The 19799-nt window shown below is 67.1% G+C and carries 17 protein-coding genes; 6 read left to right on the forward strand and 11 right to left on the reverse strand.

Going from position 1 to position 19799, the window contains the following annotated elements; all coding sequences use genetic code 11:
* Window positions 1-73: 73 nt before the first annotated feature.
* The 6 genes from BA022_RS10045 to lgt form a co-directional block, all read right to left on the reverse strand.
* A complete protein-coding gene (locus tag BA022_RS10045; protein WP_088887418.1) occupies window positions 74-1633 on the reverse strand; it encodes a malonate--CoA ligase in 1560 nt (519 codons plus the stop codon).
* A 21-nt stretch (window positions 1634-1654) separates the two neighbouring features.
* On the reverse strand, window positions 1655-2482 hold the full coding sequence (locus BA022_RS10050) for an enoyl-CoA hydratase/isomerase family protein (protein WP_041838800.1): 828 nt from the start codon (window positions 2480-2482) through the stop codon (window positions 1655-1657).
* A gap of 67 nt (window positions 2483-2549) precedes the next feature.
* Window positions 2550-3575, reverse strand: coding sequence for a Bug family tripartite tricarboxylate transporter substrate binding protein (locus tag BA022_RS10055; protein ID WP_088887419.1), 1026 nt, complete (start codon window positions 3573-3575; stop codon window positions 2550-2552).
* A 146-nt stretch (window positions 3576-3721) separates the two neighbouring features.
* On the reverse strand, window positions 3722-5182 hold the full coding sequence (locus tag BA022_RS10060) for a malonyl-CoA decarboxylase (RefSeq protein ID WP_011804512.1): 1461 nt from the start codon (window positions 5180-5182) through the stop codon (window positions 3722-3724).
* Window positions 5179-5850, reverse strand: coding sequence for a GntR family transcriptional regulator (locus tag BA022_RS10065; RefSeq protein ID WP_011804511.1), 672 nt, complete (start codon window positions 5848-5850; stop codon window positions 5179-5181). The genes BA022_RS10060 and BA022_RS10065 overlap by 4 nt, the downstream gene beginning before the upstream one ends.
* Window positions 5851-6085: 235 nt before the next feature.
* Window positions 6086-6910 (reverse strand): prolipoprotein diacylglyceryl transferase, encoded by an 825-nt coding sequence (gene lgt / locus BA022_RS10070; RefSeq protein ID WP_172206531.1) that lies wholly within the window; start codon window positions 6908-6910, stop codon window positions 6086-6088.
* A 181-nt stretch (window positions 6911-7091) separates the two neighbouring features.
* On the opposite strand from lgt, the gene bfr reads away from it, so the two are divergent.
* Window positions 7092-7574 (forward strand): bacterioferritin, encoded by a 483-nt coding sequence (gene bfr, locus BA022_RS10075; protein WP_011804509.1) that lies wholly within the window; start codon window positions 7092-7094, stop codon window positions 7572-7574.
* A 13-nt stretch (window positions 7575-7587) separates the two neighbouring features.
* On the opposite strand, the gene BA022_RS10080 is transcribed toward bfr, so the two are convergent.
* The gene (locus BA022_RS10080) at window positions 7588-8016 is read right to left on the reverse strand and encodes a PaaI family thioesterase (RefSeq protein WP_088887420.1); all 429 of its coding nucleotides are present in this window, start codon (window positions 8014-8016) and stop codon (window positions 7588-7590) included.
* Window positions 8017-8170: 154 nt separating this feature from the next.
* The gene (gene ilvD / locus BA022_RS10085; protein ID WP_011804507.1) at window positions 8171-10027 is read right to left on the reverse strand and encodes a dihydroxy-acid dehydratase; all 1857 of its coding nucleotides are present in this window, start codon (window positions 10025-10027) and stop codon (window positions 8171-8173) included.
* Between the two features lie 229 nt (window positions 10028-10256).
* Here ilvD (BA022_RS10085) and ilvD (BA022_RS10090) point away from each other — a divergent pair, with 229 nt between their 5' ends.
* The gene (gene ilvD / locus BA022_RS10090) at window positions 10257-11951 is read left to right on the forward strand and encodes a dihydroxy-acid dehydratase (protein ID WP_088887421.1); all 1695 of its coding nucleotides are present in this window, start codon (window positions 10257-10259) and stop codon (window positions 11949-11951) included.
* Between the two features lie 132 nt (window positions 11952-12083).
* Here ilvD (BA022_RS10090) and BA022_RS10095 read toward each other — a convergent pair whose 3' ends face one another.
* Window positions 12084-12326, reverse strand: a complete 243-nt coding sequence (locus BA022_RS10095; protein WP_011804505.1) for a TIGR04438 family Trp-rich protein — start codon at window positions 12324-12326, stop codon at window positions 12084-12086.
* Between the two features lie 108 nt (window positions 12327-12434).
* On the opposite strand from BA022_RS10095, the gene BA022_RS10100 reads away from it, so the two are divergent.
* Window positions 12435-12740, forward strand: a complete 306-nt coding sequence (locus tag BA022_RS10100) for a c-type cytochrome (RefSeq protein WP_011804504.1) — start codon at window positions 12435-12437, stop codon at window positions 12738-12740.
* A gap of 87 nt (window positions 12741-12827) precedes the next feature.
* Here BA022_RS10100 and BA022_RS10105 read toward each other — a convergent pair whose 3' ends face one another.
* Both BA022_RS10105 and acs read right to left on the reverse strand, forming a co-directional pair.
* Window positions 12828-13337, reverse strand: a complete 510-nt coding sequence (locus tag BA022_RS10105; RefSeq protein WP_088887422.1) for a Signal transduction histidine kinase — start codon at window positions 13335-13337, stop codon at window positions 12828-12830.
* Between the two features lie 470 nt (window positions 13338-13807).
* Complete coding sequence (gene acs, locus BA022_RS10110) at window positions 13808-15805, reverse strand: acetate--CoA ligase (RefSeq protein WP_088887423.1); 1998 nt, start codon at window positions 15803-15805, stop codon at window positions 13808-13810.
* A 205-nt stretch (window positions 15806-16010) separates the two neighbouring features.
* Between acs and BA022_RS10115 the strand changes: the two genes are divergently transcribed.
* The 3 genes from BA022_RS10115 (at window position 16011) to proW (ending at window position 19795) form a co-directional block, all read left to right on the forward strand.
* Entirely contained in the window at window positions 16011-16622 is a 612-nt protein-coding gene (locus BA022_RS10115) for a TIGR00645 family protein (protein ID WP_011804501.1), read from the forward strand.
* Window positions 16623-17278: 656 nt separating this feature from the next.
* Complete coding sequence (proV, locus tag BA022_RS10120) at window positions 17279-18568, forward strand: glycine betaine/L-proline ABC transporter ATP-binding protein ProV (RefSeq protein ID WP_041835924.1); 1290 nt, start codon at window positions 17279-17281, stop codon at window positions 18566-18568.
* A gap of 24 nt (window positions 18569-18592) precedes the next feature.
* Complete coding sequence (gene proW, locus BA022_RS10125; RefSeq protein ID WP_088887424.1) at window positions 18593-19795, forward strand: glycine betaine/L-proline ABC transporter permease ProW; 1203 nt, start codon at window positions 18593-18595, stop codon at window positions 19793-19795.
* Window positions 19796-19799: the final 4 nt, after the last annotated feature.

Here is a 19799-nt window from a genome sequence, read left to right on the forward strand (position 1 = left end):
AGCGCTAGCAGCTATCATCTAAATAGCAAAAGGCGGCCCAGGCCGCCTTTTTGTATTGCAATGCCGCGCCGGCTCAGGCGAACAGCCCCTTGTACTGGTCGCGCAGCAGGTTCTTTTGCACCTTGCCCATGGTGTTGCGCGGCAGTTCGGTGGTGACGAAGCAGCGCTTGGGAATCTTGAAGTTGGCCAGTTGGCTCTTGAGCGATGCGATGACCGCGTCGCCGTCCACCTTTGCACCGGGCTTGGGGATGACCACCACCACACCCACTTCGCCGAAGTCCGGGTGCGGCACGCCGACCACGGCGCTCTCGGCCACGCCGGGCATCTCGTTGACGTAGCCCTCGATCTCGGCCGGGTAGACGTTGTAGCCACCGCTGATGATCAGGTCCTTGCTGCGGCCCACGATGCTCACGTAGCCGCGCTCATCCACCTTGCCAACGTCGCCGGTTTTGAACCAGCCGTCGGCGCTGAACTCTTCCTTGGTCTTCTCGGGCATGCGCCAGTAGCCCTTGAACACGTTGGGGCCCTTGACCTGGATGTTGCCGATCTCGCCCACGGGCACCGGCTTGCCGGCATCGTCCACCACGCGCAGGCCCACGCCGGGCAGCGGAAAGCCCACGGTGGAGCCGCGGCGCTCGTCCTGCCCCCCATGGCGCGCGTCGGCCGCGTAGGGATTGCTGGTGAGCATGATGGTCTCACTCATGCCATAGCGCTCCAGGATGGTGTGGCCCGTGCGGTCCTGCCATTCTTTGAAAGTCTCGATGAGCAGCGGCGCCGAGCCCGCGATGAACAGCCGCATGTGGCTGGCCGCGGCCTGGGTCAGCGCCGGCTCGGCCAGCATGCGCACGTAGAGCGTGGGCACGCCCATGAACACCGTGGCGCGCGGCATGGCAGCGATCACCGCCTTGGGGTCGAACTTCGCCATCCAGATCATCTTGCTGCCATTGATCAGCGCACCATGGATGGCCACGAACAGGCCGTGCACGTGAAAGATGGGCAGCGCGTGGATCAGCACGTCGCCGGGCTTCCAGCCCCAGTAGTCCTTGAGCACCTGGGCATTGGACAGCAGGTTGCCATGCGTGAGCATCGCGCCCTTGCTGCGTCCCGTGGTGCCGCTGGTGTAGAGGATGGCAGCCAGGTCGTCAGCCTTGCGCGGGACGGCGCGGTGCTCGTCGCCGAAGTGCGCGGCACGCTCCAGCAGGCTGCCGGTGCGGTCGTCGCCCAGCGTGAACACATGTTGCGTGCCCGCAGTGAAGGCGATCTTCGACACCCAGCCGAAGTTGCCTGGCGTGCAGACCACCACGGCCGGCTCGGCATTGCCGATGAAGTACTCGATCTCTGCGCTCTGGTAGGCGGTGTTCAGCGGCAGGAACACATAGCCGGCGCGCAGCGTGGCCAGGTACAGCAGCATGGCTTCGACCGACTTTTCCACCTGCACGGCGATGCGGCTGCCCTCGGGCAGCTTCAGCGATGCCAGCAGGTTGGCGATGCGGGCGCTGGCGCGGTCCAGGTCGCGCCAGGTGTAAAGCAGCGGCGCACCCGCGGCCGAGGCGGCCTCGACGGCGGTCTGGTCCAGGTCAGCAGGAAAGGCGGCGCGCAGCGCGGAAAACAGGTTCTGGGAGGAGGAGCTCATGGTGGTGCACACACAAAGGATTCAGAAAACGGGAGCGCGCTTGGCCAGGAAGGCGTTGATGCCCTCGCGGTGTTCGGCGCTGTCGGCATAGGCGTAGGGGTCGGCCAGTGCGTTATTTGCTATCAAATCAGAAGCTGCTTGCGCTTGCTGGTCGGGCGCTAGCGGCACATTCTTCCGTATAGCGCGCAAGGTCTGCTTGTTGAGCCGGGCCGCACCGGGCGCCAAGGCTGCGATGCGCAGCGCCGTGCCCAGGGCTTGCGCATCCAGCTGCTCGGTGTCGACCACGCGGCTCAGAAAGCCCCGCTGCGCCATCTCGGCGGCGCTGAAGGTGGCCGCCTCCAACAGCATCTGGCGCGCCGTCACGTCGCCCACGGCGCCCGCCACCAAGGCGGCCTCGCGCGGCGCCATCGGAAAGCCCAGCTTGGCGATGGGCGCGCCGAAACGCGCGCCGGCAGCGGCAATGCGGATGTCGCAGCAGCTGGCGATCTCCACGCCCGCGCCCATGCAGGCGCCTGCGATGCGCGCGACGATGGGCACGTCGCAGTCCAGCATGGCCGCCAGCCCGCCCCAGACATCGCTCTCGTGGAAGTCGCGCAGCTGCGCGGGGTCGAAGCGAAAGGCGGGGTACTCGGAAATATCCCCCCCCGCACAGAACGCCTCCCCTGCCCCCTCGATGAGCACGCAGCGCACGCCATCGCTGCGCTGGATGTCCTGGAACACCGTGCGCAACTGGCGCCACATGGCGCGCGACATGGCGTTGAGCCGGCCCTCGTGGCGCAGCGTCACGCGCACCACGCCGCGGCCGGCGGCCTCTCCTGCGGCCATGGCCGCGACAACTTCACCTGGCATGCGATCGGACTCTCTTCGTGGGGGTGGCGGCGGCGCCACTGGAGGGGCGCCGCAGTGGGGGACTACATCACTCCAGCTTGGCGCCCGAGGCCTTCACCACCTGCGCCCAGCGCTTGATCTCGCTGCTGACCATCTTGGCGAAGTCCGCCTGCGACAGCGTGCCGAACTCCGCGCCGTTGCCGGCCCAGATGGCCTTGAGCTCCTCGGCCTGGCCGAGCTTGCGGATCTCCTCGACGATGCGCGCCTGCAGATCGGCCGGCGTGCCCTTGGGCGCCCACAGGCCATACCAGGTGGACACGGTGTAGTCCGGCAGGCCCACCTCTGCCGCGCAGGGCACGTCGGGGAAGGCCGGGTTGCGCTTGGAGCCCGACACCATCAGCGCCTTGATGCGCCCGCCCTTGATGTGCGAGGCCGACGAGCCCAGGCCGTCGAACAGCATGTCCACGTTGCCGCCGATCAGGTCCTGCAGCGCAGGGCCCGCGCCGCGATAGGGGATGTGGGTGATGAAAGTCCCCGTCTGCAGCTTGAACAGCTCGCCCGCCAGGTGGTGCGAGGTGCCCGAGCCGGCCGACGCATAGTTCAGCTTGGCGGGGTTGGCCTTCACGAAGTCCATGAACTGCTTCATGTTGGTGGCCGTCACGTTGCGCGGGTTCACCACCAGCACCTGCGGCACGTTGGCCACCAAGGCCAGCGGCACGAAGTCCTTTTCCAGGTCGTAGTCCAGCTTGGGGTACATGGACGGTGCAATCACATGGTGCACGCCACCCATGAACAGGTTGTAGCCATCGGCTGGCGCCTTGGCCGCTACGCTGGCACCCACGGTGCCGCCCGCGCCGCCGCGGTTGTCGATCACCAGCGTCTTGCCCGTGGATTTGGCGAACTGCGCAGCCAATGGGCGCGCAAAGGCATCCGTGCCGCCGCCCGCGGGGAACGGCACCACCATGTTGACCGGCTTGGTCGGCCAGCCGCTGGCGCCTTGCGCCCAGGCACCGCCCGTGGCCAGCGCCAGGCCCGCAGCGCCGGCTGCGCGCAGCATGTCACGGCGTTGCAGCGCGGCGGTGGCGATCTGGCTCAAGTTCTCTCTCTCTCGCATGGCGTTGTCTCCTGTCTTTCTGTTGTGAAAAGGGTGGGTTGGCAGGTGCTCAGGCGCGGCGCGCCCGCTCGGCCAAGGCCGCCGAGGGCAGCTGGGCGCGAGCATACAAGGCCCGCCGCGCCCGCCGGCGCCGAGGCAGCGCGCCGTCAGTCACGGCACAGGCTGTCGATATCGCCCGACACGGGCACGCGCCCCTGCGCAAGCAGGCCGTGGTGCTTGTCGATGCGCTTGAGGTCATACAGGTAGTTGACCATCAGCCCGAAGGACTGCTTGAGCCCCTTGGCCGACGGGTCGCCCGCCCAGTTCAACCGCTCCACGCGGGCGCCATTGCCCAGGTGAAAGCGCGCCACCGGGTCCACCGGCTTGCCGTCGTGCAGCTCGCGTCCCAGGTAGCGCGCCGCGCACTGCATGAGCAGCTGGCGCACGGGTGACTTGGGCGGCAGCTCCAGCGCCTTGTCGGCCGCGGCCAGCACATGCGCGGCCTGCGGCGGCTCGAAGCCCACGGCGCGGCCCAGTTCGGCCAGGCGCTTCTCGTCGAGCTGCTCCAGCTGCGCGGCGCAGTTCTTGGACAGCCAGGAACGAAAGCCCGGGATTGGCGAGAGCGTGGCGAAGGTGCGCAGGCGCGGGAATTCCTGCGTGAGCGTCTCGGCCACGTGCTTGATGAGCGAATCGCCGAAGCTCACGCCGCGCAGCCCCGTCTGCGTGCTGCTGATCGAGTAGAAGATCGCCGTGGTGGCACGCTGGATGTCGGCGGCCTCGGCGGCCTCGTCCAGCAGCGGGGTGATGCTGGACGAAATCTCGTTGACCAGCGCCACCTCCACGAAGATCAGCGGCTCATTGGGCAGGCGGGGGTGAAAGAACCCGTAGCAGCGGCGGTCGCTGTCCAGTCGGTTCTTCAGGTCCGCCCAGCTGCGGATGTCGTGCACCGCTTCGTACTTGATGAGCTTTTCGATCAGCGAAGCGGGCGAATCCCACGACAGGCGCCTCAGTTCGAGGAACGCCACATCGAACCAGGTGGAGAACAATTGCTCCAGCTCCGCGTCCAGCGGCAGCAGGCGCTTGTCGCTCTTGAGCAGAGGCAGCAGCTCGGCGCGCAAGTCCACGAGGAAGCGCATGCCTTCCGGAAACACCGCAAAGCGCTGCAGCAGCCGTGTACGCGGCGACACCATGGCGCGGCGCAGGTGGGCTTCGGCCTGGGGCGCATCGTCGGTGCCGGCGGCGGCCTCGTAGCGCTGCTGGGCCGATTTGAAACGCGTGGCATCGGGCGCGAACTGCTCGCACATCAGCAACCACAGGTCGCGCCGCTCTTCGGGCGTGGCCTCGGCGTACCACGCGGCAATGGCCTGCGCGCGGCGCCCGCCTTCGATCTCGCTCACGCGCGGGGCCACCACTTCCTGCAGGTCGGTCAGCAACCGGCGCAGCACGCGGGGCGACAGCGCCTCGCCGCTCCTGCGCAGCGTGGCCTGCAAACGCTCGTGCGTGGAGCGTTCGGCCGCAGGCTTGGGCGGCGCGGCGCTTGCGCCGTCCTTGTTCTTGCTGGCAGCTTTGCTGTCTGCGGACCGCAGGCGGTCCACGTTGCGCGAGATCCAGGTGGAGGCGGCGTTCATGGTGTGATCCGTGAGGGGTGGTTGCGTGCAAGCTCGCGCAGCGCGTCGCGCTGCGCCAGAAGGTGGTTGCGCATGGCCTGCTCGGCCGCGGCGGCGTCGCCCTTTTGGAGTGCGGCGAACACCTGCCGGTGCTCCGACAGGCTCTGCTGCAGCCGGCCGGGCACCTGCAACGTCTGGTGCCGCGCCAGGCGCAAGATCTTGCGCAGGTCGCCGATCACCTGGGCCAGCCAGCGGTTGTCCGCCAGGGTGATGAAGGCCTCGTGGATGGCGTAGTTGGCTTCGTAGTATTCGGTGATGCGCCCCGCCTCGGCATGGTCCTGCAGGCGCTGGTGCAGCACCTGCAGCGCGTCGATGTCGGCGGGCCCTGCGTGCTCGGTGGCCTCATAGGCCGCACGGCCCTCCAGCAGCGCGATCACGGGGAAGATCTCCTGCAGATCGCGCTCCGTGATCTCGGCCACGAAGCAGCCGCGGCGCGGCTCATGGCGCAGCAGCCCTTCCGCCACCAGCACCTTGAGCGCCTCGCGCAGCGGCGTACGCGACACGGCCAGCCGCTCGCACAGCGCGGCCTCGTCCACGAAGCTGCCCGGCGCCAGTTCGCCCGCAAAGATCTGCTGACGCAGCATCTCGGCGGCCTGGTGGTGCAGGGAATTGGCAGGCGGACGGCGCATGGTGAATGGGCGGCAGGCGTTATGACGTCACGAATGGCACACAAGTGGTCGCGAAACTGCATCATTTCGCGTAATTTTCAATAATTATGAAAGCATGCCCAGCCGCCGGGATGGGGACTATCCCTAGCGGGGCATATTGACGCAACGCGGCAACACTCCGCCACCGCGCCGCCCGCAAGGAACAATCAAAAATGAGAGCTGCCAGCACTTGCTGGACAAGCACTGGCGCCTTCTTTTATGCAAATCCCTCAGGAGCGTCCTGCCGCTGCGCCCAGACCCACATCGCCACCCCGGCCGCCACCATCGGGATGCACAGCCACTGGCCCATGCTCATGCCCAGCGACAACAGGCCCAGGAAGCTGTCGGGCTCACGGAAGTATTCGGCCGTGAAGCGCAGCACGCCATAGCCCACGAGGAACGCCGCCGCTACCTCGCCACGCTTGCGCGGCTGGCGCGCATACAGCCACAGCAGCACGAACAGCAGCAGGCCTTCGAGCAGGAACTGGTAGATCTGCGACGGATGGCGCGGCAGCATGGAGCCGCTTTGCGGGAACACCATGCCCCAGGGCAGATCCTGCGGCGCGAAGCGCCCCCACAGTTCGCCGTTGATGAAGTTGCCGATGCGCCCGGCCGCCAACCCCGTGGGCACGCAGGGCGCCACGAAATCGGCCACCTGCAGCCAGGGCCTGCGGCGCGAATGCGCAAACCACAGCATGGAACCGATCACGCCCAGCAGCCCGCCGTGAAAGCTCATGCCGCCCTGCCACACGTAGAAGATCTCCAGCGGGTGGCTCAGGTAGTAGCCCGGCTTGTAGAACAGGCAGTACCCCAGCCGCCCGCCCACCACCACGCCCAGCACGCCCAGGAACAGGATGTCCTCCACGTCCTTGCGCGACCACGCCTGGTCGCCACGCAGGGATGCGTAGGGCTGGTGGCTCAGGCGGCGCATGCCCAGGAACATGAACAGCGCAAAACCGGCCAGATAGGTCAGGCCGTACCAGTGAATGGACAAAGGCCCGACCTGCAGGGCCACGGGGTCGATTTGGGGGTACATCAGCATGGCGGGCATTGTGCCGCAGGGCCGTGACACGCCCGCGCCCGTCCAACGCTGCCAGGATGAGAATGCGCCTGCGTACGGCCCGCATCCAGGGCGCCCGCGCCCGGGAATTGACGGCCGCCATTGAACCGGCGCGCAAGGCGCCGGATACTCACGCCATCACCACCCCCACGAGAACAACAACATGCAAGGCCACCCGGAAGTCATCGACTGCCTCAAGGATCTGCTGCGCGGCGAGCTGGCCGCGCGTGACCAGTACTTCATCCACTCCCGCCAGTACGAGGACCAGGGCCTCACCCGCCTGTACGAGCGCATGGGCCACGAGATGGAGGAGGAAACCCAGCATGCCGACGCCATCCTGCGCCGCATCCTGATGCTGGGCGGGCGCCCCGACATGCGCCCGCACGACTTCACGCCCGGCGAATCCGCGCAGGAGATGTTGCGCAAGGACCTGGACACCGAATACACCGTGCAGGCCCGCTTGAAGGCCGCGATGGCCCTGTGCGAATCCCACCGCGACTACGTGAGCCGCGACATGCTGCTGGCCCAGTTGCGCGACACCGAGGAAGACCACGCCTACTGGCTGGAAAAGCAGCTCGGCCTGATCGAGAAGATCGGCCTGCCCAACTACCTGCAAACCCAGGCGGGCGGCCCTTCGGGCTCGTGAGGCTGCGGCGCTCTCAGGCGCCCGCCGGCACGTTGACCATGGTGGCCTGCATCAACGCCACCACCTTGTAGTCGGGCCCGTCGCCCGTGTACGCGCGCACTTCGCCGGTGCACACGGTGAGCATGCGCCCGGCGTTTTGCACCTTGCCCACGGCGAGGAAGCGCCGGCCCAGCGCGGGCCGCATGAAGTTGGTCTTGAATTCCGCCGTGACGATCTCGCAGCCGGGGGGCGAGCGGGTCAGCGCCGCGTAGCCGCAGGCGCTGTCCACGATGCTGGTGATGGCCCCGGCGTGCACGAAGCCCTGCTGCTGCGACAGGTGGGTGGAAAACGGCATCTCGATATGCACCTCACCCTCCGCCACCAGCGCCAGGCGGGCGCCGAGCGTGGCCATCAAACCTTGTGCCGCGAAGCTGGCTGCGATGCGTTGCTGGAAATCGTTCATGGGCGATGGCATTCCGTTGCTACAACAAACAGAGCTGTTGGCGCTGACCGCACGGTCATTTGAAGCTCAAATGCACCTGTAAATCGCTTCCGTCCAGCGCGAGCAGCTCACAAATCAGGAGCGCACGCCCGGCACGGGCGTGCACCACACCACATCAGTCCAGCAGCGACACGTCGCGCACGGCGCCCTTGTCGGCCGACGTCACGAGCTTGGCATAGGCCTTGAGCGCGGCCGAGACCTTGCGCGGACGTGGCTGGGCGGGCTTCCAGCCCTTGGCGTCCTGCTCGGCGCGGCGCTGGGCCAACTCCTCGTCGCTCACCAGTACGTTGATGGTGCGGTTGGGAATGTCGATGCGGATGCGGTCGCCGTCGCGCACCAGGCCGATCGCGCCGCCGGCTGCCGCCTCGGGAGAGCAGTGGCCGATGGACAGGCCCGAGGTGCCGCCAGAGAAGCGCCCGTCGGTCAGCAGCGCGCAGGCCTTGCCCAGGCCCTTGGATTTGATGTAGCTCGTGGGGTAGAGCATTTCCTGCATGCCGGGGCCGCCCTTGGGGCCCTCGTAGCGCACCACCACCACGTCGCCGGCCTTCACTTTGTCGGCCAGGATGTTCTCCACCGCCTCGTCCTGGCTTTCGACCACATGCGCCGGGCCTTCAAAGACCAGGATGGATTCATGAACGCCCGCGGTCTTGACCACGCAGCCGTCCTTGGCGATGTTGCCGGTGAGCACCGCCAGGCCGCCTTCCTTGCTGAAGGCGTGCTCCGCGGAGCGGATACAGCCCGCGGCGCGGTCCAGGTCCAGGCTGGGCCAGCGCACGCTCTGGCTGAAGGCCACCTGCGTGGGCACGCCGCCGGGGCCGGCCTTGTAGAACGTCTGGACGGCCTCGTCCTGCGTGCGCGTCACATCCCACTGCGCCAGCGCCTCGCCCAGTGTGGGTGCGTGGATGGTGGGCACGTCGGTGTGCAGCTTGCCCGCACGCTCCAGCTCGCCCAGGATGGCGAAGATGCCACCGGCGCGGTGCACATCCTCGATGTGGTACTTGTCGGTGTTGGGTGCGACCTTGCACAGCTGCGGCACGCTGCGCGACAGGCGGTCGATGTCGGCCATGCTGAAGTCGATGCCGGCCTCCTGCGCGATCGCCAGCAGGTGCAGGATGGTGTTGGTGGAGCCGCCCATGGCGATGTCCAGCGTCATCGCGTTCTCGAAGGCCTTGAAGCCGACCGAGCGCGGCAGGATGCGCTCGTCGTCCTGTTCGTAGTGCTGGCGCGCCAGTTCCACGATGCGCCGGCCCGCGCGCTTGAACAGCTGCTCGCGGTCGGCATGCGTGGCCACCACGGTGCCGTTGCCGGGCAGGGACAGGCCCAGCGCCTCGGTCAGGCAGTTCATGGAGTTGGCGGTGAACATGCCCGAGCAGGAGCCACAGGTGGGGCAGGCATTGCGCTCGGCCTCGGCCAGGTCGGCGTCGCTCACCTTGTCGTCGGCGGCCATCACCATGGCGTCGATCAGGTCCAGCTTCTTGATCTGGATGGTGCTGGTGCCGGGCACGGTCTGCTGCACCTTGCCGGCCTCCATGGGGCCGCCGGAGACGAAGATCACCGGGATGTTCAGCCGCATGGCGGCCATGAGCATGCCGGGGGTGATCTTGTCGCAGTTGCTGATGCAGACCATGGCGTCGGCACAGTGCGCGTTCACCATGTATTCCACGCTGTCGGCAATGATGTCGCGGCTGGGCAGCGAATACAGCATGCCGTCGTGGCCCATGGCGATGCCGTCATCCACGGCGATGGTGTTGAACTCCTTGGCCACGCCGCCGGCGGCCTCGATCTCGCGCGCCACGAGCTGGCCCAGGTCCTTCAGGTGCACATGGCCGGGCACGAACTGGGTGAAGGAGTTGACCACCGCGATGATGGGCTTGGAGAAATCGGCGTCTTTCATGCCGGTGGCGCGCCACAGGGAGCGGGCCCCTGCCATGTTGCGGCCGGCGGTGGAGGTCTTGGAACGGTATGCGGGCATCGTGGTTGCGGGAGATGAGTGGCTCAGGAAAGTCGATGGGCCCGTGCGCTTGGGGGCCTGCGCGCGCCGCAGCGGAAACCTCTTGAGCCCCGCCCTAGGCAAAACCGTTTGATTATGTCGTAGCCCCGGTACCCACGTTGGCGCCCTGGCCCCGCATTCACCCGCATGGACAGCCGCTGCGGCGGCGTCCACACTCGGCCGTCTCGCCACCGCAGAAGCAAGACCCGCCATGACCGACCCGCTGCCGCTGAACCGCCGCTCCGCCCACATCACCCAGGGCAAGGCGCGCGCGCCCAACCGCTCCATGTTCTACGGCATGGGCTACCAGGAGGGAGACTTCGCCAAGCCCATGGTGGGCGTGGCCAACGGGCACAGCACCATCACGCCCTGCAACAGCGGCCTGCAACGCCTGGCCGACGCGGCCATCGCAGGCATCGAGGAAGCGGGCGGCAACGCCCAGGTCTTCGGCACGCCCACCATCAGCGACGGCATGGCCATGGGTACCGAGGGCATGAAGTACAGCCTGGTGAGCCGCGAGGTGATTGCCGACTGCGTCGAGACCTGCGTGCAGGGCCAGTGGATGGACGGCGTGGTCGTGATCGGCGGCTGTGACAAGAACATGCCCGGCGGCCTGATGGGCATGCTGCGCGCCAACGTGCCGGCGATCTACGTGTATGGCGGCACCATCCTGCCGGGCCGCTGGCAGGGGCAAGACCTGAACATCGTGAGCGTGTTCGAAGCCGTGGGCCAGAACGCCGCGGGCAGGATGACCGACCAGGAACTCAAGGATATCGAGCAGCACGCCATCCCGGGCACGGGCTCGTGCGGCGGCATGTACACGGCCAACACCATGTCCTCGGCCTTCGAGGCGCTGGGCATGAGCCTGCCCTACTCCTCCACCATGGCCAATCCGCACGACGAGAAAATGAACTCGGCCCGCGAATCCGCCCGGGTGCTGATCGAGGCCATCCGCAAGGACTTGAAGCCACGCGACATCGTCACGCGCAAGGCCATCGAGAACGCCGTGGCCGTGATCATGGCCACGGGCGGCTCCACCAACGCAGTGCTGCACTTCCTGGCGATCGCGCACGCGGCGGGTGTGGAGTGGTCCATCGACGACTTCGAGCGCATGCGCAAGAAGGTCCCAGTGATCTGCGACCTCAAGCCCAGCGGCAAATACCTGGCCGTGGATCTGCACCGCGCGGGCGGCATTCCGCAGGTGATGAAAATCCTGCTCAACGCCGGCCTGCTGCACGGCGACTGCCTGACCATCACCGGCAAGACCATCGCCGAGACCCTGGCCGACGTGCCCGACGCACCACGGGCGGACCAGGACGTGATCCGCCCGATCGACAAGGCGCTGTACCGCGAGGGGCACCTCGCCATCCTCAAGGGCAACCTGAGTCCCGAGGGCGCCGTGGCCAAGATCACCGGGCTGAAGAACCCCGTCATCACCGGGCCCGCGCGTGTGTTCGACGATGAGCAGTCGGCGCTGCAGGCCATCCTGGACGGCAGGATCGTCGCGGGCGACGTGATGGTGTTGCGCTACCTCGGCCCCAAGGGTGGCCCGGGCATGCCGGAGATGCTGGCCCCCACGGGCGCCCTGATCGGTGCGGGCCTGGGCGAGAGCGTGGGCTTGATCACCGACGGGCGCTTCTCGGGCGGCACCTGGGGCATGGTGGTGGGCCACGTCGCGCCCGAGGCGGCTGCGGGGGGCACTATTGCGCTGGTGCATGAGGGCGACACGATCACCATCGACGCCCACCAACTGCTGCTGCAGCTGCACGTGGACGACGCCACGCTGGCACAGCGCCGCGCCGCCTGGCAGCCACCCACGCCGCGCTACATGCGGGGCGTGCAGGCCAAGTTTGCCTTCAACGCCTCCAGCGCCAGCAAGGGTGCGGTGCTGGATGACTTTTCATGAAAAATGCCGAAAACGCTTATCCAATAAGCGCCAGCAGCTATCAAAACAGGATCATTGCTGCGCCATCACCGCCCAAGAAAAACCCGCAGGGCGCGTGCACCGCTGCGGGTTGTCTGGACAGGGAAGAGGCCCTCAGCGCGGTCGGCGCGGACCCATGCCCATGGATTCCTTCTGTTTGTTGATGCGGTCCTTGCGGCGCTGGTCCATCTTTTCCATGGCCTTGCGCTTGGTGTAGCCGGTGGCATCCGCCCAGGCCCACCAGGCCGCAGCTACCGCAAAAGGAGACAACACCCACCACCATGACCAATTCGCCACAGGGCCGATCTCCAGATATTTGAGAAGTATCAACAAGATGCCTAAAAGCAGCGCATACATGGTCACATCCTTTGGTGCCGCGCGAGCTTTGGCCTGGAGCCCGTCAACGGCGAACACTACAATCCCATTGAAGGCTAAATGTACCCCAACCCTAGAGGAAACCCCGCGATGAAGCGCACACTGATCACCCTCGCCATGACGCTGTCGGTTGCAGCCCCTGCATTCGCCGACCAGGCCCTGGCAACCTCCAAGAACTGCATGGCTTGCCACGCCGTGGACAAGAAGCTGGTGGGCCCGTCCTACAAGGACGTTGCCGCCAAATACGCGGGCCAAGCAGGCGCCGCAGACAAACTGGCCGAGAAGATCATGAAGGGAAGTTCCGGTGTGTGGGGCCCCGTGCCCATGCCCGCCAACGCCCAGGTGAACGCCGCCGACGCCAAGAAGCTGGCGACCTGGGTCCTGTCGCTCAAATAATCCAGAGGGGAAAGCGCCTTCGCGGCGCGCCCTGCAAAAAGGCCGCAGCGCTCACGCCCTGCGGCCTTTTTTATGGCGCAAGGGCCGTCAGAGCCTGAGTTCCGGCTCCGTGCGCACCGGCGGCACGGGCTGCACGGCTTTCGGCTCGCCCCGGCGGTGCAATTGGTCTTCCAACTGTCCCACGTAGGCGGCAGTGATGTTGTCCGATTCCTGCGCCCGCGCGCTCAGGCGCGCCTCCAGCGCGTCCAGGCGCGCCATCAGGGCGTCGTAGCCCGTGCGGTGCTGGGTTTCCAGGAACTGGCGCAGCTCCGTGAAACGCGATGCCTCCGCACGGTCGGCCAGCTCGCGCTGCGCCGCCATCTCCTTGGCATGGCGGCGCGTCTCCATGAGCACGGAGCCCTGCAGCGTCAGCACATAGGCCAAGAAAAAGGCCCCCAGCAGGACGGTCAGCCCCAGCATGATGAGCCCCAGGGGCGCCTGCACCGTGGCGACGCCCAATGAAACGACGGTGGGCACCGAGAGCGTCGCCCAATTGAGTGCTCCCAACGCACCGATGGCCACGACGATCAATAAAAGGATGAGGGTTTTGAGCTTCATGCAAGGGACTCCTGATGGCCAGCTGGACCGCTATCTGTTTTCAACCCACGGGATGTGCGGCCAATGCGCGGGTTGTACCCCATGGCGGCATGCCCGTCATGGCCCAACCCGGTATTTGCGCCCTGCTCCTACAACGCCAGGGTTCAAAGCTGCTTCGCCCGAAACGAAAAAGCCGCCTGGCAAGAAGCGGCTTGGGTCTGCAAAACCTGGACGCCGACGCCTCGCGGCTTCACCCGCTGGGCTGGGCCCACCGATGCAGGTTTTGCCGACACGCCACATCTGCTGCGCAGATCGGAGTGCCGACCAACCCCGCAAGCGCTGCGCGCCGGCGCCTTGCGGCGCCTCCTGCATCAGTTGGACTGCGCCAACTGATCCAATGTTTTTGCCAGCACGTCACATCTGCTGCGCAGATATGAGTGCCGTCCAACCCCGCAAGCGCTGCGCGCCGGCGCCTTGCGGCGCCTCCTGCATCAGTTGGACTGCGCCAACTGATCCAGGATTGCGGGGTTTTCCAGGGTGCTGGTGTCCTGGGTGATGGGTTCGCCCTTGGCGATCGAGCGCAGCAGGCGGCGCATGATCTTGCCGCTGCGGGTCTTGGGCAGGTTGTCACCGAAGCGGATGTCCTTGGGCTTGGCGATGGGGCCGATCTCCTTGGCGACCCAGTTGCGCAGTTCGGTGGCGATCTGCTTGGCCTCCTCGCCCGTGGGGCGCGAGCGCTTGAGCACCACGAAGGCGCAAATCGCCTCGCCCGTCAGGTCGTCGGGACGGCCCACCACGGCTGCCTCGGCCACGAGGTCCGTCTTGGCGACCAGGGCGGACTCGATCTCCATCGTGCCCATGCGGTGGCCCGACACGTTCAGCACGTCGTCGATGCGGCCTGTGATGCGGAAGTAGCCACGGTCGGCACTGCGCACGGCGCCGTCGCCGGCCAGGTAGGTGGTGCCCCCCAACTCTTCGGGGAAATAGCTTTTCTTGAAGCGCTCGGGGTCGCCCCAGATGGTGCGGATCATCGAGGGCCAGGGCCGCTTGATCACGAGCATGCCGCCCGCGCCGTTGGGCAGGTCTTTGCCGGTTTCATCGACGATGGCGGCCTGGATGCCCGGCAGCGGCAAGGTGCACGAACCCGGCACGAGCGGCGTGGCACCCGGCAGCGGGGTGATGACGTGGCCGCCGTTTTCGGTCTGCCAGAACGTGTCCACGATGGGGCAGCGTTCACCGCCCACATGGCGGTAGTACCACATCCAGGCCTCGGGGTTGATGGGCTCGCCCACGCTGCCCAGGATGCGCAGGCTCGACAGATCCCAGTTCTTGGGGTGCACGCTCTCGTCGGAGTCGGCCGCCTTGATGAGCGAGCGGATGGCGGTGGGCGCCGTGTAGAACACCGTGACCTTGTGGCGCTCGATCATCTGCCAGAAGCGCCCGGCGTTGGGGTACGTGGGCACGCCCTCGAACACCACCTGCGTGGCACCCGCAGCCAGCGGGCCGTAGGCCACGTAGGTGTGGCCCGTGATCCAGCCGATATCGGCCGTGCACCAGAACACGTCGTCGGGGCGAATGTCGAAGGTCCACTCCATCGTCACCTTGGCCCACAGCAGGTAGCCGCCGGTGCTGTGCTGCACGCCCTTGGGCTTGCCCGTAGAGCCGCTGGTGTAGAGGATGAACAGCGGATGCTCCGCGCCCACGGGCGTGGGTGGGCATTCGGTGCCCCGCCCGGCCAGGATCTCGGAGAAGGTCTTGTCACGCCCCGCCACCATGTCGCAGGCCGTGGCCGTGCGCTGGTACACGAAGACATTCTTGATGCTGTCGCAGCCGCCCATGGACAGGCCCTCGTCCACGATGGCCTTCAGGGGCAGTTCCTTGCCGCCGCGCAATTGGTAGTTGGCCGTGATCACCGCCACGGCACCCGCATCAATGATGCGCTCGTTCAGCGCCTTGGCAGAGAAACCGCCGAACACCACGCTGTGCGTGGCGCCGATGCGCGCGCAGGCCTGCATGGCCACCACGCCTTCCACGCCCATCGGCATGTAGATGAGCACGCGGTCGCCCTGCTGCACGCCATGCGCCTTCAGGGCATTGGCGAACTGGCTCACGCGCTCCAGCAGTTGCCGGTAAGTGACCTGGGTGACGGTGCCGTCGTCGGCCTCGAAGAGGATGGCGGCCTTGTTCTCGACCGGCGTGCCCATGTGCTTGTCCAGGCAGTTGGCACTGGCGTTGAGCTCGCCGTCGGCAAACCACTGGTAGAACGGCGCCTTGGACTCGTCCAGCGTCTGCGTGAACGGCTTGGTCCATTGCAGGTGCTCGCGCGCCAGGCGCGCCCAGAAGCCCTCGGGATCCTTGTTGGCTTCGGCGCACAGGGCCTCGTAGCCGGCCATGCCCGACACGCGGGCCGCCTTCACCACGCTATCGGCAGGCGGGAAGACGCGGTTCTCCACCAATACGGATTCGATGGCATTGGACGATGCACTCATGGGTTTGTCTCCTGAAGCTAAGAATTTTGAGTGGTACTTTCAGCCCTGGTACTTACAGGCCACTGACGGAGCGCCACAGCATACGGCAGCGCTCCAGCGCCATGCCCTGGCATGCGTGAAATGCCTGACGGTGGCATGTCTTCGGGGCGAAACGGGCTGCCCCTAAAATCGCGCGCCTCACCTTCCCGACGTATTTCCCGTCACCATGACTTCCCCTTCCCCCCATTCCGCCCACATGGCAAACGCCCCGCTGCGCCCCCTGCCCGCCCTGATCTTTGCCAGCCGCTGGCTGCAACTGCCGCTGTACCTGGGCCTGATCGCCGCCCAGGGCGTCTATGTCTGGCACTTCCTGCTGGAACTGTGGCACCTGGTGGAAGCGGCTTTCGGCCACGAGGCCGCGCTGCAGGCGCTCATCACCAGCATCGGCTACAAGCCGGACGCGCCCGTCACCTCGCTCAACGAAACGGTGATCATGCTGGTGGTGCTGGCGCTGATCGATGTGGTGATGATCTCCAACCTGCTCATCATGGTGATCGTCGGGGGCTACGAGACCTTCGTGAGCCGCCTTGGCCTGGACCGCCACCCCGACCAGCCCGAGTGGCTGGGCCATGTGAACGCCTCGGTGCTCAAGGTGAAGCTGGGCCTGTCGATCATCGGCATCAGTTCGATCCACCTGCTCAAGACCTTCATCAACGCCGCCAACTACAGCGAGAAGGTGCTGATGTGGCAGACCATCATCCACGTCACTTTCCTGTTCAGCGCGCTGGCCATCGCACTCACCGACCGGCTGCTGCACACCTCCGAGGACAAGCACTGAGGCATGCGGCCGGTCCCCCGGCCAATCGCCCGCAAACCCATGGAACGCCCGCGCTCCATGGGTTTTTTGCTTCAAAAGCCCTCTAGCGCCCATGCAATAAGCGCGAGCAGCTATTAATTTTGCAGCAACCGGCGAGCATGCCGTCCGTCCACGCGCGGAATAGCACAAATCAAAAAACCCGTTTTTTGACTAAAAAACACCGAATAACTATACTTTCACGGTGTTTTACAACCTGCCACGCAGGTAATTCGCTCTTTGTGGCTGCGTTGCCCGAGAGCGCCCCGTGCCAACGCGCCTCCCACTGCTGGCGGCCCTGGCACACAGGCCGAAGTATTCGCCCCTGATGCCCCAGGGTGCCCTGCCGCCAATGCGCGGCGCACGGTACCCGCGTGACTGCGCAAGTCCTCAGCCAGACCTCTTGCGCCGCGCACCCAGGCCCTTGCGCACCGTTCGCGTGCCATTCGGGCCGATCTGGTCACTTTTCGTGTCCGCCCTCTTCCCGGCCCTGCAGGCCGCGCCCGTCGATTGGCGACGCGCGTGCCCTCGCGGGGACGCCGCATCGGGGTCGTGTGTGCCGCTTTGGCCTTTGCGTTCCTGCCGCCATTGGTGCGGCAGGGGCCCGTTCAACCCGTCACAACCGAGGAAGGACCCACACAGTGGCCAAGCAAATCATCATCGACCATGTCTTCAAGGTCTTCGGCGACTCGCCGCAGGAAGCGCTGCGCCTGGTGCAGCAGGGCCTGAGCAAGCAGCAGATCCTGGAGCGCACGGGCCATTCCATCGGCGTGTTCGATGCCAGCTTCACCATCGAGGCCGGCGAAATCTTCGTCGTCATGGGCCTATCAGGCTCGGGCAAGTCCACGCTGGTGCGCATGCTCAACCGCCTGATCGAGCCCACCAGCGGCCGCATCCTGGTGGACGGCCAAGACATCAACCGTCTGGGCGACCGCGAGTTGCGCGCGCTGCGGCGCAAGGACATCAGCATGGTGTTCCAGTCGTTCGCCCTGATGCCCCACATGACGGTGCTGGACAACGCCGCCTTCGGGCTGGAACTCGCCGGAGTGGACCGTGCCGAGCGCCAGCAGGCAGCGCAGGAGGCCCTGCAGCAGGTGGGCCTGGGCGCCTGGGGCGCCAGCTACCCCGACGAACTCTCGGGCGGCATGCAGCAACGCGTGGGGCTGGCGCGCGCGCTGGCAGCCGACCCGTCCATCCTGCTCATGGACGAGGCGTTCTCCGCGCTGGACCCCATCATCCGCACCGAGATGCAAAGCGAGCTGCTGCGCCTGCAGCAGATCAAGCGCCGCACCATCGTCTTCATCTCGCACGACCTGGACGAGGCCATGCGCATCGGCGACCGCATCGCCATCATGAAGGACGGCCACGTGGTGCAGGTGGGCACGCCCGACGAGATCCTGCGCGCGCCTGCCAACGACTACGTGCGCAGCTTCGTGCGCGGCGTGGACGCTGCGGCGGTGTTCAAGGCGGCCGACATCGCGCGCCAGGCGCTCACCGTGGTGTCCGAGCACGACGACCGCGGCTGCCGCGCGGCACTGCGCCTGCTGGAGGACTCGGACCGCGACCACGCCTACGTGCTCAACAGCCGCAAGCGCCTGCTGGGCGTGGTGTCTTCGCAGTCGCTGCGCGAAGCGCTGCACGGCCGCCAGGGCGCGCTGGGCCTGCACCACGCCTTCTTACCCAATGCCCAGCCGCTGGATGCCTCCACGCCGGTGGCGGACCTGTTCGGCCCCATGGGCAGTGCGCCCTGCCCGCTGCCGGTGGTGGACGAGGACGGCATCTACCAGGGCGTGATCAGCCGCACCACGCTGATGAAGTTCCTGGACCGCGACACGCCGCCCGTGCCGCCGCCGCAGGCGGAGGTGCCACCCATCCAGCTCAACCCCCACTTTCCGGCGCAAGCCAGCACGCCGGTGGCAGCGCCCCGCTAAGAACAACACAAGGAGAGGACACGCATGAACGACACAACGCAAGAGACCGCCGCCATCGACGATCCCTGGGCACCCGCCGACGCCGCGCCCGCTCAGGCGCAAGCACAAGCCAGCGACCCCTGGGCCGCCGACACGGCGCTGCAACCGGCGGATGCCGACCCGTGGGGCGCCGGCGGCACCGCCGGCACCGATGCCGCGGCCGGTGTGGACTGGCTTGACGCCGCGGCGGCGCCGATGCCCGAGCCCGACGCCGGCCTGGCCGGCCTGTGGCAGCAGATCGCCACGGACGGCCTGCCCGTGCAGGGCTGGATCAACGACGGCCTGCACTGGGTGGTGGAGAACTTCCGCCCGTTCTTCCAGGCGGTGCGCGCGCCCATCGACGCCACGCTCACGGGCGTGACCGACCTGCTGCTGGCCGTGCCCGCGCCCGCGCTCATCGCGCTGGTCACGCTGCTGGCCTGGCAGTTCGCCGGCCGCGGCCTGGCCGTGGGCGCGGCGCTGTCGCTGGGGCTGGTGGCGCTCTTGGGCATCTGGCCCGACGCCATGGTGACGCTGGCGCTGGTGCTCACATCGCTGTTGTTCTGCGTCGTCATCGGCCTGCCCATGGGCATCGTGCTGGCGGCCAGCGAGCGCGCGCAGCGCTGGACGCGCCCGCTGCTGGACGCCATGCAGACCACGCCCGCCTTCGTGTACCTGGTGCCGGTGGTGATGCTGTTCGGCATCGGCAACGTGCCGGGCGTGATCGTGACCATCGTGTTTGCGCTGCCGCCGTTGGTCCGCCTGACCAACCTGGGCCTGCGCCAAGTGCGCCCTGATCTGATCGAGGCCAGCCGCGCCTATGGCGCTTCGCCCCTGCAATTGCTGTGGAAGGTGCAGCTGCCGCTGGCCATGCCCTCGATCATGGCCGGCATCAACCAGGCGCTGATGCTGTCGCTGTCGATGGTGGTCATCGCCTCGATGATCGCCGTGGGCGGCCTGGGCCAGATGGTACTGCGCGGCATCGGCCGGCTGGACATGGGCCTGGCCACCGTGGGCGGCCTGGGGATCGTGCTGCTGGCCATCGTGCTGGACCGCCTCACCCAGGCCATGGGCCAGCCGCGGCGCGCCAGTGCGCGCTGGTGGCACACCGGCCCCGCGGGCCTGGTGCTGCGCGCCGTGCGCGGCAAGCCCGCAGCGCACGCGCCGCAAGCCGCCCCGCTTGCCACCCCCCGCAACTCCGCGGCCTGACACC

Origin of the sequence: Diaphorobacter nitroreducens, from assembly GCF_002214645.1 — a bacterium.
In the GTDB taxonomy this organism is placed as follows: domain Bacteria; phylum Pseudomonadota; class Gammaproteobacteria; order Burkholderiales; family Burkholderiaceae_C; genus Diaphorobacter; species Diaphorobacter nitroreducens.